The 12,544-nt window shown below is 50.1% G+C and carries 11 protein-coding genes; all 11 read right to left on the reverse strand.

The genetic code is table 11. The features are described from left to right. Positions 1 to 54: 54 nt before the first annotated feature. The 11 genes from sigG to mraY all read right to left on the reverse strand — a co-directional run bounded on the left by sigG (position 55) and on the right by mraY (position 12,543). Positions 55 to 837, reverse strand: coding sequence for an RNA polymerase sporulation sigma factor SigG (gene sigG, locus ACX1C1_RS22780; protein WP_458954414.1), 783 nt, complete (start codon positions 835 to 837; stop codon positions 55 to 57). Between the two features lie 160 nt (positions 838 to 997). Then, on the reverse strand, positions 998 to 1,720 hold the full coding sequence (gene sigE / locus ACX1C1_RS22785; protein ID WP_458954415.1) for an RNA polymerase sporulation sigma factor SigE: 723 nt from the start codon (positions 1,718 to 1,720) through the stop codon (positions 998 to 1,000). 24 nt (positions 1,721 to 1,744) lie between these two features. Then, a complete protein-coding gene (gene spoIIGA / locus ACX1C1_RS22790) occupies positions 1,745 to 2,677 on the reverse strand; it encodes a sigma-E processing peptidase SpoIIGA (RefSeq protein ID WP_458954416.1) in 933 nt (310 codons plus the stop codon). Positions 2,678 to 2,874: 197 nt separating this feature from the next. After that, positions 2,875 to 3,990, reverse strand: a complete 1,116-nt coding sequence (gene ftsZ, locus ACX1C1_RS22795; protein ID WP_458954417.1) for a cell division protein FtsZ — start codon at positions 3,988 to 3,990, stop codon at positions 2,875 to 2,877. A gap of 23 nt (positions 3,991 to 4,013) precedes the next feature. Next, positions 4,014 to 5,255, reverse strand: a complete 1,242-nt coding sequence (gene ftsA, locus ACX1C1_RS22800) for a cell division protein FtsA (RefSeq protein WP_458954418.1) — start codon at positions 5,253 to 5,255, stop codon at positions 4,014 to 4,016. Between the two features lie 370 nt (positions 5,256 to 5,625). Further along, positions 5,626 to 6,372 carry a cell division protein FtsQ/DivIB gene (locus tag ACX1C1_RS22805; RefSeq protein ID WP_458954419.1) on the reverse strand — a complete coding sequence of 249 codons (747 nt, stop codon included), beginning with the start codon at positions 6,370 to 6,372 and terminating at the stop codon, positions 5,626 to 5,628. Between the two features lie 90 nt (positions 6,373 to 6,462). Beyond that, positions 6,463 to 7,743, reverse strand: a complete 1,281-nt coding sequence (gene murA / locus ACX1C1_RS22810; protein ID WP_458954420.1) for a UDP-N-acetylglucosamine 1-carboxyvinyltransferase — start codon at positions 7,741 to 7,743, stop codon at positions 6,463 to 6,465. Positions 7,744 to 7,758: 15 nt separating this feature from the next. After that, positions 7,759 to 8,664, reverse strand: a complete 906-nt coding sequence (gene murB / locus ACX1C1_RS22815) for a UDP-N-acetylmuramate dehydrogenase (RefSeq protein WP_458954421.1) — start codon at positions 8,662 to 8,664, stop codon at positions 7,759 to 7,761. A 248-nt stretch (positions 8,665 to 8,912) separates the two neighbouring features. Beyond that, on the reverse strand, positions 8,913 to 10,010 hold the full coding sequence (spoVE, locus tag ACX1C1_RS22820) for a stage V sporulation protein E (protein ID WP_458954422.1): 1,098 nt from the start codon (positions 10,008 to 10,010) through the stop codon (positions 8,913 to 8,915). A 46-nt stretch (positions 10,011 to 10,056) separates the two neighbouring features. Continuing rightward, on the reverse strand, positions 10,057 to 11,505 hold the full coding sequence (murD, locus tag ACX1C1_RS22825) for a UDP-N-acetylmuramoyl-L-alanine--D-glutamate ligase (protein WP_458954423.1): 1,449 nt from the start codon (positions 11,503 to 11,505) through the stop codon (positions 10,057 to 10,059). Positions 11,506 to 11,586: 81 nt separating this feature from the next. Further along, positions 11,587 to 12,543 carry a phospho-N-acetylmuramoyl-pentapeptide-transferase gene (gene mraY, locus ACX1C1_RS22830; protein ID WP_458954424.1) on the reverse strand — a complete coding sequence of 319 codons (957 nt, stop codon included), beginning with the start codon at positions 12,541 to 12,543 and terminating at the stop codon, positions 11,587 to 11,589. Between the last annotated feature and the right edge of the window lies 1 nt (position 12,544).

The following is a 12,544-nucleotide window of genomic DNA, read 5'->3' on the forward strand; positions in this document are numbered from 1 at the left end:
AACAATCCTTCGTTCCGCGCATACTGCGGAACGAAGGATTGTCGACTCACGTATTCAGGTCTTGACGTGTTTCTGCATTTGTTGGATTGCGGACTTCTCCAGCCTCGACACTTGCGCCTGCGAAATGCCGATTTCATCAGCGACTTCCATCTGCGTCTTCCCTTCGAAGAATCGCATCGAAAGAATCATTTTTTCTCTGTCATTTAATTTGTGCATCGCCTCACGCAAGGCGATTTCCTCGATCCAAGATACATCTTTATTGCGATCATCGCTAATTTGATCCATCACATAAATCGGGTCTCCGCCATCATGGTAGATCGGTTCAAACAGCGAAACCGGATCCTGAATAGCGTCAAGCGCAAACACGACATCTTCTTTGGGCACATTCAGCGCCTCGGATATTTCGAAGATCGTAGGTTCCCTAGAATTTTTGTTCGTCAGGCTGTCGCGCACTTGCAAGGCCTTGTACGCAATATCCCTGAGACTCCGGGACACCCGGATCGGATTGTTATCGCGTAAGTATCGCCGGATCTCCCCGATTATCATCGGCACGGCATACGTAGAAAACTTGACATTCTGGCTAAGGTCGAAATTATCTATCGCCTTCATAAGTCCGATACATCCGACCTGGAACAGGTCATCTACAAACTCTCCCCTATTGTTGAACCGCTGTATAACGCTGAGTACCAGCCGCAAATTGCCGTTCACCAGCTTCTCTCTTGCTGCCCACTCGTTCTTAGTCTGCAACGCTGTAAAAAGCTCGCGCATCTCGACATTAGTCAGTACAGGCAATTTTGCGGTATCCACTCCACAGATCTCGACTTTATTTCGGGTCAACGTGATTACCTCCCAAGGAGCAACATTAATGTTCATTATCTCCCTGGGTCTTCATTTTATTCCTTATCCCGACATCCTTCGACAAGCAATTGGGATTCACCCTATTCAGAAGCAGGTCAAAATAATCTTTATACAACGGATTCCCGCTATATATTTGCTCCTACACCATCTTGTTGAATTCTTTGCGGAGACGTTTAATAATTCGCTTCTCGAGACGAGAGATATAGGATTGCGAAATTCCGAGCATATCGGCGACATCCTTCTGCGTTTTTTCTTCGCCATCTGCAAGTCCGAATCGCAGCTCCATAATGATACGTTCCCGTTCCGAAAGCTTATCGAGTGCTTTGTGCAGCAGCTTGCGATCCACTTGCTCTTCGATATTACGGTAAATCGTATCGTTCTCCGTGCCAAGCACGTCCGAGAGCAGCAGCTCGTTGCCATCCCAGTCGATATTAAGCGGCTCATCGAACGATACCTCTGTTCTTGTCTTGCTGTTTCGACGCAAATACATCAAAATTTCGTTTTCGATACAACGGGATGCGTAAGTGGCGAGTTTAATTTTTTTCTCCGGATCAAATGTATTTACAGCCTTAATGAGGCCGATAGCACCAATAGAGACAAGATCCTCGATATGGATGCCTGTATTCTCGAATTTGCGTGCGATGTACACGACAAGGCGCAGATTACGTTCGATAAGCATCGCCCGAATCGCCGAGTCGCCAGAGGGCAGCTTTTCAAGCAAATACTCTTCTTCTTCACGAGTGAGCGGGGGCGGCAACGCCTCGCTTCCCCCTATGTAGTATATCTCTTCGCTCTTTAATCCGAATAAAAATAAAATTCGATAATAATATAACTGCATAACGAGTTTGTATTTGACGAGCATCTGGCCCATCCCTCCCCTGATGAATTATGCGGATCCTTGTGACGGTTGTACCATAGACGGATGGATTATCGCTTGATAGGTCCCATCTGCTGTCAGCTTGCCGCCGTCCAACCCAATTAACACTCTAGTCGTTTCGAATACCTGCCCTTCCCTCGAAATGTGTACCGAATCGGGTTTGACCGCCAGCATAAATTGCGAGCCGCGGTTTACTCCGCGAAATGGAACAAGCCTCATTCGATCTTGCCACGGGAATGGTACAGCGTCGTGACTTGCAATCAATCGATCAACTTCTGCTGCGCGAATGCCTTTCATCCATACTTCCGGTATTTCCTCCTCCCAGCGTGAAGCTTCCATGACCATTACCGGAGTACGTGTCAGCGGATCATACAGCTGATTACCTGTGTCGATAAGACCGGTACAGCTATACTGCTTATCTCCGATCGTAATCGTTACTTCCGCTAGATGGGTGCCGATAAGCTCTTTCTCGCGTTTGTGCGACAAGACGGATCGATATACATACAGACCAATGACGAAAGCTGCGACAAAATAAAAGAGACCCAGCTTCAGCTCAGCATGCACACTGCCGCTGGAGAATGAAATCGTCCGCCACACTTCACCTGAACCCTGCATAAACAAATAATAGAGTCCGAGTACAGCCCCTGCTGCCACAAAGTTAACGGCATAGAAGGCCATCGTCGTTCGAATAAATCGTTGTAAGGAATGAAATCGAAACGTGATCCATATCATGATGAGCGAGAAGGCAATCTTGACGAACAAAGTATACAGAAAAGATAGTTGCGGAACTAGCATCAATACGACATAACAGGCACCGAATGCGGAGGCGAGCAACACTCGCCATGGTTTCGGCCTGATGTTGCATGCCCATGCTGTAGTCAGCAGCACGGCACCGTCTACCAGCAGCTCTCGCAGAAACAAAATATCGATATAAACCGCCATGCCCATCCCCTTTCATCATGACCGGCAGTGGCTGCTTCCGCGTGAGAAGATCGGCTGCAACGATTGAGATTAGTATATGGTAATCCTATTTCAAAGTCTGTCTATTCATGACGGTTACGGGTATCTTTTTTTGTCGAGATCCAATAGAAAAAACGCCCCTCGACTATGCCGAGAGGCGTGGTTCCTATATACAATATTTATCTGTCGCGTGGCTGCTTGCGCAGAAACGCCGGAATTTCCAATTGGTCGCTGGATGTTGCGGAGCCGAATGGCTTAACGCCACTTGCTTGCTGTGTCGATCTAGCATCAACCTGTTCAACTTGCTGCGCACCTGGTTTGCGTACGGCAGCTGGAGCAGATTTTGCTTCGAATCCAGTAGCAATGACCGTAACCTTGATCTCGTCCTTTAAATCTTCGTCAATGATGGCGCCGAAGATCATGTTCACATCTGGATCAGAAGCCGAGATCACGATTTCTGCCGCTTCGTTAACTTCATACAACGATAGATTGCTGCCGCCCGTAATATTCATGATAACACCGCGTGCGCCATCGATCGATGTTTCGAGAAGTGGACTCATAATAGCCTTGCGAGCAGCTTCAGCTGCACGGTTCTCGCCGGCAGCAATACCGATACCCATCAGTGCCGAGCCGCGTTCTGTCATTATGGTCTTGACGTCTGCAAAGTCAAGGTTGATTAGACCAGGAACAGCGATCAGATCGGAGATACCTTGTACAGCTTGACGTAGCACATTATCCGCTTCGCGGAACGCTTCGAGCATTGGCGTCTTTTTGTCTACGATCTCAAGCAATCGATCATTCGGTATTACGATAAGCGTATCTACCTTTTCCTTAAGCGCTTCGATTCCAAGCTCCGCTTGACTGGAGCGTTTGCGTCCTTCGAACGTAAATGGACGAGTAACGACACCTACCGTTAAAGCGCCGCATTCGCGAGCGATTTCGGCAATGACAGGAGCTGCGCCTGTTCCGGTTCCGCCGCCCATACCAGCTGTGACGAATACCATATCGGAGCCTTTGAGTTGATTCGATATGGCTTCGCGGGATTCTTCGGCTGCTTTGTTGCCTACGTCTGGGTTGGCGCCAGCGCCAAGACCACGCGTTAACTTATCGCCAATTTGAAGCTTGTGCTCCGACTTGGCAAGATGCAGCGCTTGAGCATCGGTGTTCACCGTAATGAACTCCACACCTTTTACGCCATTTTCGATCATTCGGTTGACGGCATTGCTGCCGCCTCCACCTACACCAATTACTTTTATTTGAGCGAGCGTTTCAAGCTCCATGTCGAATTCCAACATTTCTAAATGTCCCCCAGTCAAAGTCAAATAAATTCGTTAAACATATTCTTGATCCGTTCAAACATACCGGGTTTGGAAGTAGCTGCGGGACTTGCCTTGCGGGTGGATGCTTTCCGAGTCACTCCGGAACCGCGAACTCCCATGTATTTCGACACGTATTGTATCATGCCGACTCCGCTGCTGAATGCAGAATCCTTGACACCGATGTAGTCAGGCAATGCTATGCGAACAGAAGCCTCTAGCTCGGCTTGTGCAAGCGCAAGCGTACCTGGCAACGCAACAGCTCCGCCAGTCAGCACATAACCATTCACTTTGTCGCCGTAGCCAAGACGTCGAACCTCTTGACGAATGAGATGGAAGATTTCTTGCATCCTTGGCTCGATAATGCTAGCCAGATCTTTCTGTGAGAATTCCTTCTCCATGTTGCTGCCCATACGAGTCACTTTGAACCGAACGTCTTCAGCGGCGTCAGCGACATTGGCGCAGCCGTACTTCAGCTTAAACTTCTCGGCTTGATCACTTTGGGTACGGAGACCATAAGCAATGTCATTGGTTACAAATTCTCCACCGATTGGCAGCGTAGAGATAGCAGATAGACCGCCTTGATCATAGATCGCAATCGTACAGGAACCCGCACCAATATCGGTCAATACGGTACCGATCGTTCTTTCGTCCTTTGTCAGAGACATCATACCAGAAGCAAGTGACAACAGAATAACGCCGGATATACGAAGACCTGCCTTCTCAACGCAACGCATTAAGTTATGTATGGCCGTCTTTGTTCCCGTGACAATCGTTGCTTCCACTTCAAGTCGAACACCGATCATCCCTCTTGGATCCGATATTCCCTCTAATCCGTCTACCAAATATTGTTTGGGAACCAGGTTAATAATTTCTCTCTCCGGCGGCAAAGCGACGACCTTAGCCGCTTGCAGCACACGTTCGATATCTTCTTCTCCAATTTCGCGATCCTCATTGGACACGGCTACGACGCCATGATTGGTCTGCAATCCGATATGATTGCCTTGAATCCCTACATATACATCGGCTATTTGGATGCCGACCATGCGCTCCGCATGCTCAACTGCAGCACGTATGGACTGCACAGTCTGGTCAATATCAACGATAGCTCCCTTGCGAATACCTTCGGAGTCGGCAGATCCCACTCCAATAATATTAATGGCTCCATTGTTCATCTCGCCGATTATAGCTCGAACCTTGGATGTACCGATGTCCAAACTGACGATGATGTCGTTGTTGCTCAACTCGCGGCACCTCCGTTTCCTTTAATAATATGAATGCGTCTATTTTGAGTTCCAAGCAATTATAAGTCTAAATCTTATAAGAAGCTCAGCATTCCGGTAATGAAACGCTCGTTGCGGCCATAGGACGGCTACAGCCGTTTCACCTGGGATCCTCTTTAAGTCTATCTACATATTCAACAGACTTAATGGTTTCCCTCTTTTTTCAACAAATTTTTCATAATTATTATTTTCGCTGTCGAATATGCGATTTCCTTGCACTAACAAGGGGCAAGCTGTCGCCCGCAGAGTGCGCCGTTACGGCATCCTTGCTTCAATCTAGTACATAAAATTCTATCACTCTTTGATGGTATTGAGTAGCATAAATTTTGAACTATTGTTCGTTTTCTGCCTCATCTTCTTGGAAGGGAACGTAAGTATCGGCAAGGAGCATCGTAATTTTGCCTGGCTCCTGCGTTTCGATTACCGCGTTTAGCGCATCAATCTTTTCTTCCAACACCGAAACAGCCGTAATGACCTCAAACTTGGTCCTTGTGTACATCCGGATACGATCCGGATAAGCCTTGGAAGGAATGGGTGCGATCTCGGACAAATCAGACAGCTGCTTCTGCGGGATTTGCGCAAGCTTCTTCGTTAGCTCCAGCTTTACTGGATCATCTTGCGGCCAGCCCGTTAGAATCGGCTTGTCCATTGCATTGCCTTCGAGCTGCGCATTAACGCTCGCCCCGCTAGACATCAACGCCATTAGCTTGCCGTCCGATGTCAGCTCGAATGCGACAACAGGATATTCGATCACTTCGATCTTAATGACGCCGGGGAAAACCTTCACGACCTTAGCAGACTCTACCTGTGAAAGCTGCTTCACACGATCGGAGATTTCACCGGATGAAGTTCTGAAGAAGGCGTCTCCGATAGAGATAGCCGACGCTGCTAGGATTTCTTCTTTGGAGGCATACGCCATACCTGTTACTTGTATTTCGGAAATTTTGCTAATCGATGAGTTAAAGAACAATACGGCCAGCAATGCGGCGAACAATAACAACAGGATGGACAGGAGCTTCTTGTTGCCTTTGCGTTTGCGGGCGGGTTCTTTAAGCACCGGCATGTTACCGCTACTCATAACTTGTCCCTCTTTCCTGCAAAACGCCGGCTCCCTCGGATTCTGGTCCAAGGAAGCCGTACGCTTCGTACTACCTGCATGAGATTGTGGCTATCTCGTCAATTCGTTATTGGGCACGGGAGAATTACGAGTTATCCGGGCACCAAGCTTGGTGAGCATATGCTCGATCCGATCGTATCCCCGGTCAATGTGGTGAACTTGCTCAACGACCGTACGTCCTTGCGCGGCGAGTCCCGCAATAACAAGCGCGGCACCGGCTCGCAGATCAGTCGCCTCTACGGTAGCCCCATAGAGACGCTTAACGCCACGGATAAACGCGGCGTTCATGTCAACGCGAATATCAGCGCCCATGCGCGACAGTTCATCGACATGCTTAAGTCGGCCTTCGAAAATCGTTTCTTTCATTATGCTTACACCATCGGCGAGCGTTAGAAGCACCATGATTTGGGATTGCAAATCGGTCGGAAATGCCGGGTAAGGCGAAGTAACAATTCTTTCGATCGACTTCGGCCTTGCAGCACTATTAACCTTTATTATATCACCGTCCACAGCGATTTGAACACCTGCACGGCGCATAACATGGATAAGGGAGGATAAGTGGGCGGGCTGTGTATTCTGCAACGTGACTGCCCCGCGTGTGGCGGCAGCGGCAACCATGATCGTACCGGCTACAATCCGGTCAGGAATGACCTTATAGCGGCATGGGGTAAGTTTGGCAACACCGTCTATCGTAATCGTATCCGTGCCGGCGCCCATTATCTTGGCGCCCATAGCGTTCAAGAATCGTTGCAAATCCTGAATTTCCGGTTCTCTGGCTGCGTTTGTCAGCGTTGTGCGACCTTCTGCGAGCACAGCAGCCATCATAATGTTTTCCGTTGCTCCTACGCTTGGAAAGCTGAGATGAAAATCTGCGCCTCGCAGCCCATCCGCCCGGCACACGATCCGGTTCCCAATCTCCTCGATCTCTGCCCCTAAAGCCTGCAAACCTTCCAAGTGAAGATCGATCTTACGTTCTCCAATCGCACATCCGCCGGGCTGATAGACCTGTGCCTCTCCGAATCGAGAGAGCAGCGGTCCCATCAGGAAGATCGAGGAACGCATCTTGTTCATCAATGTTTCCGGCACATGGGACGTATGAATAGCAGTTGTGTCTAGCACGACCGTTTCACCAATATGCTCGGCGCGGCATCCTAATTCGCGCAAAATGTTCAGCATGACTTCGATATCTAGCAATCTTGGGACCGAATCAAGTGTGATCGTGCCTTCGGCCAGCAAGCTGGCAGCCAGAATCGGCAAAGCAGCATTTTTTGCTCCTTGGATGACTATGGTTCCTGAGAGAGGTTTCCCGCCTTCAATCACCAATTTGTCCAATGTATCACCTCCGAATTACCCCTCGCCCACCACCAGCACTTCCGGCACCAGTTGTACGCCAAAGCGTTCTTCTACGGTTACCCTTATGTGGTCCATTAGAGCGAGTACATCTCTTGCTGTCGCCTGCCCGGTGTTTACAATAAAATTGGAGTGTTGCTCGGATACTTGTGCTCCTCCGACGGTATAGCCTTTCAGCTCCGCTTCCTGAATCAGTCTCGCGGCGAAATCACCCGTTGGATTGCGGAAAACACTCCCTGCGGTTGCGAGCTGCAAGGGCTGTGTCCGAAGTCTCCGTTCTTTGTACGATGCCATTGCAGAAGCGATCTCCATCCGATCTCCAGGGGCAAGCTCAAACGCTGCTTCGACAACAATTCCTCGCTGTTCATGAAGGATTGAATGTCTATAAGCGAATTTCATGTCCTCAAGACCGAATCGAACCATTTCCCCCGTTTCCAGAACAATGTCAGCATACTTGAAAATACGCGACACATCAGATCCGTGCGCTCCTGCATTCATATAGACGGCTCCGCCAACCGTGCCGGGTATCCCCCCTGCGAATTCCAGCCCGGTAAGACCCGCCTTGCCTGTCATGACCGACAGTTTGATGAATGAATAGGCCGCGCCGGCAATAGCCGTCGACCCTTCGAACGTTACGAAATCCAGAGCTCCAGACGGTTTGATCACGACGCCTCGAATGCCTTTGTCGCTGACAAGCATATTGGATCCGCGTCCAATATGCGTCCATGGCACGCCATGTTTATGCAGGATCCGGATAGCGGCAATTAATTGTTCTTTGCTCCGTGGAAGGAGTAATAGATCGGCGGGTCCGCCGATTTTCCATGTTGTGTGCTTCGAAAGCGGTTCGTCCAGCAGCAGCTCACCTACTGCCGCCTCTCTTAGTTCCGCTATATAGGCTTCCATTGCGACTTCCTCCTTCATTGCTGCGTATGGTGCCATTCGCTGCAATTTCTTTGTAATCCTCCGCTCCCGCAGGTGACGGTCGCGAATATAGGGTATCTTATGCCTTGCTCTCATGTTGTGTGACAGATGCCTATGGGCATAGCTCACGCACTTTCATATACAAGCTTCTAAGTAGAAACGCCAATCGGCGTCCTGTACAGACGGCTTCGAAGCATCGTGTTCAAATTTGGATTCTATCATCGTCGTCCTTATCTAGAATAACGCGAAATGTTCAGCAGGATGCCGAGGGCAGTAAGCAGCAACGTCAACGACGAACCTCCATAGCTGACGAGCGGCAGCGTAATGCCGGTTACGGGCATCATACCGATGACAACGCCGATGTTGATCAACACCTGCACGCCAATGATTCCGGTTATGCCGACAGCAAGAAAGCTGCCGAAGGTATCCGGTGCGGCAATGGCTGTGCGGATGCCCCTCCAAACGACGATTAGGAATAACAAAATAATGGTGGCTCCACCGATAAATCCGAGTTCCTCGGCTAGGATGGAGAAAATAAAATCCGTTTGCGGCTCGGGCAGGTAGCTGAACTTCTGCCTGCTCATGCCAAGTCCCAGTCCGACGAGTCCACCCGGACCGATGGCGAATAACGACTGAATGATTTGATATCCTCCGCCGAGCGGATCCGCCCATGGATCCAGGAAGGACGTAATTCGTTTCAAACGGTATGGCGCGGCAAGAATCAAGCCGACGAAGCCGGCAACGCCGACCATCGCCAGTCCGCCCAAATGTGCCATCCGGGCTCCGGCTGTGTAGATGAGGATCAGGGAGGCGCCGAACATAACGGACCCCGTCCCGAGATCAGGCTGAAGCATAATTAATGCAAAGGCAAGACCGACCAGACCTAGCGGCGGTACCAACCCTTTTGTGAACAAGGTTATATTCTGCTGCTTCTCTGACAGCCATTTGGAAAGAAAAAGAATCATAGCCAGTTTCATAAACTCCGAGGGCTGGATGCCGAAGGAGCTGATGCCGATCCAGCTTCTCGCTCCGCCCCGTACAACTCCGATACCCGGAATCAGCACGACGACAAGCAAGCCGAAGCAAATAATCAGCAAAGTGGGCGCCCATTTCTTCCAAACGGAATAATGAGTGTTCATCGTAAATAGTAACGCACCTATGCCAAGTCCGGCAAATAGAGCCTGCCGTTTGACAAAATAGAACCGATCTCCGAACTCATGGAGCGCAAGCACCGCGCTTGCGCTGTAGACCATAACGAGACCAATTGCAAGAATAAGCCCAATGGCGGAAAATAGCCAAATATCAGGGGCAGAACGCGCTTTAACCATAGCGAACACACCTCTTAGCATGGAAAAGTAGGGACAGGCCCCCTACTTACAAGGTATGCGCCGATTGTTTAAACATGCTCCCTCTTTGTTCATAGGATTCGAACATGTCCCAGCTCGCACACGCAGGCGATAGAAGCACAGTATCGCCAGGAGCCGCCATAGCATACGCCAAGGCGACCGCCTTATGCAGCGTGGATTCGGCGTCCTTCTCAGCGTTCACCGTTTGTACGCGCTCTAAACCTGCTAGACTAGCGACATGAGCAAGCTTCGTTCTAGTCTCGCCAAATACAACAAGCCCCTTCAATTCCTTGAACAATGGCAGCAGCTCCATATAATCCGAACCGCGATCAAGACCTCCGGCTACGATAATGAGCGGTGCTGACAACGATCTTGCTGCCATCGTTGTCGCAGTCGAATTCGTATCCTTGGAACTATTATAGAACTTTACGCCATTTTTGTCGCAGACGAACTCCAGTCGATGCTCGACGCCGTTGAATGTCCGGAGCGGTGCCGCTAACGTTTCTGGTGCAGCTCCAGCGGCTACGCACGCAGCGATTGCCGCCATGGCATTGGCCGTGTTATGCCGACCGCGTATGGCAATCTCGGATACGGGCATGACAATCGTCTCAGTCGCCGCCTCGGCTCCCTCGCCTGCTTCTAAACGAACAACAATGGAACGCGATATGGAAACATCAGCTTCAACTTCAACATTACGCTGATAAGGAGGTTCGATACATACACCATGCGATAATCTTTCGTACAATGAGAACGGCAGCAGCTTAGCCTTCAAGCCTTGTGCCGTTGCGCGGCTTATGGGGTCGTCCCAATTCAGTACTGCCGTATCTTCCTCCGTTTGATTGGCGAATATCAGCCGCTTCGATACCACATAGTCCACCATGTCGCCGTGATAGTCAAGATGCGTCTCCGCCAGGTTGAGCAGCAGCGCGATTCGTGGACGGAAGGTTTGCGTTCCCTTCAGCTGAAAGCTGCTTAACTCCGCAACAATCCAGTCGTCCGCGCTCGCTTCCTGCGCGGCTTCGCATAAGGGAACCCCAATATTGCCTGCGACGATAGGACTTTTGCCTGCTGCTTCGAGCAGCTTGCCAATTAGCGTTGTCGTTGTTGTTTTGCCATTGGAACCAGTAATACCGATAATCGGAGCAGGCGAAATCAGACATGCCGCTTCTACCTCTGTCACTACGTCGATGCCGCGCTCTATGGCTTGCACCACAGGCGACGCCGTATAAGGGATGCCCGGATTTTTGACTAATAGAGCTGTATGTTCATCAATCAAGTCTTCCGGATGGTAGCCGCAAATAACGGTTATGCCCAGAGCCTCAAGCTCCTCCGCTTCGGGACTGCTCTCTCTATCCTTCCTGTCATTAACGACAACATTCGCTCCTAGCTTATGGAACAGCTTTGCGACGCTGACGCCGCTTCTCGCGAGACCCAGCACAACAACTCGCTGGCCGCGGTAATCCGCAGGGTGGTTCATATACCGACAATCCTTTCTATGTACGCAGCAAGCGGCTCCCGTAAGCGAGAACCGCTTTTGTGCGTCTGGTGATATGGTCGTTTAAATAACGAATAAAATACCGGCAGCAGCAAACAGCAAGCCTACCGTCCAGAACACCGTAACAACCTTCCACTCGGACCAGCCGATCAGTTCGAAGTGATGGTGAATCGGACTCATCTTGAAGATCCGTTTGCCTCTCAGCTTAAATGATGCCACTTGCAAAATAACGGACAACATCTCCAGCACGAATACGCCGCCAATTAGTATGAGCAACAGCTCCGTCTTGGTCAAGATGGCAACAGCCGCGATACCGCCGCCGATTCCGAGAGATCCCATGTCTCCCATGAACACCTTTGCAGGATGCGCATTGTAGACAAGGAAACCTAACACCGCGCCAATCATTGCCGCGGAGAAGATTGCCGACTCATGCTCGGAGGTCTGAAGCGCTACGATCATGAACGCACCGAACGCAATCGCGCTTGTGCCTGCAAGAAGCCCATCAAGTCCGTCCGTAAAGTTGACCGAGTTACTCGCGGCAAACATAATAATGACAACCAGCGGATAATAGAACCAGCCAAGATCAAACCCTACGCTAGTTCCAGGAATTGAAATCTCCGTACTGTGTCCCATATTATACAGCATCGCGCAGACGATGACCGAGAACAGCAGCTGCCCGAACAACTTCTGTCTTGCCGTCAGCCCAAGCGAACGTTTGAATACAATTTTAATATAATCATCAAGGAAGCCTACAAGACCGAATCCGAGCGATGCCGTGAGCAGCACCCAAAACTCACTTGATTTGTCCGAAAAGCGCATAAACGCGATCATGAGCGCGATCATAATGATGATACCGCCCATCGTAGGTGTTCCGCTTTTCTTCAGATGGCTCTCGGGTCCTTCCGTTCGGATTTGCTGGCCGAATTTAAGCCGTCGCAGCAAAGGAATGAACAATGGTCCTAGTAGAACCGCTATGAGGAAAGATGTGCCGATCGCGAATAGGTTGACCATCATGTCCATT

The sequence above is a fragment of the Paenibacillus sp. strain BS8-2 genome, assembly GCF_054483835.1.

Excerpts from the sequence above, each read along its gene's own strand:
- ftsZ (WP_458954417.1), bottom strand. The coding sequence starts at position 3,990 with ATGTTGGAATTCGACATGGAGCTTGAAACGCTCGCTCAAATAAAAGTA.
- murD (WP_458954423.1), bottom strand. The coding sequence starts at position 11,505 with ATGAACCACCCTGCGGATTACCGCGGCCAGCGAGTTGTTGTGCTGGGT.
- sigE (WP_458954415.1), bottom strand. The coding sequence starts at position 1,720 with ATGCTCGTCAAATACAAACTCGTTATGCAGTTATATTATTATCGAATT.
- mraY (WP_458954424.1), bottom strand. The coding sequence starts at position 12,543 with ATGGACATGATGGTCAACCTATTCGCGATCGGCACATCTTTCCTCATA.
- murB (WP_458954421.1), bottom strand. The coding sequence starts at position 8,664 with ATGGAAGCCTATATAGCGGAACTAAGAGAGGCGGCAGTAGGTGAGCTG.
- spoIIGA (WP_458954416.1), bottom strand. The coding sequence starts at position 2,677 with ATGGCGGTTTATATCGATATTTTGTTTCTGCGAGAGCTGCTGGTAGAC.
- ACX1C1_RS22805 (WP_458954419.1), bottom strand. The coding sequence starts at position 6,372 with ATGAGTAGCGGTAACATGCCGGTGCTTAAAGAACCCGCCCGCAAACGC.
- spoVE (WP_458954422.1), bottom strand. The coding sequence starts at position 10,010 with ATGGTTAAAGCGCGTTCTGCCCCTGATATTTGGCTATTTTCCGCCATT.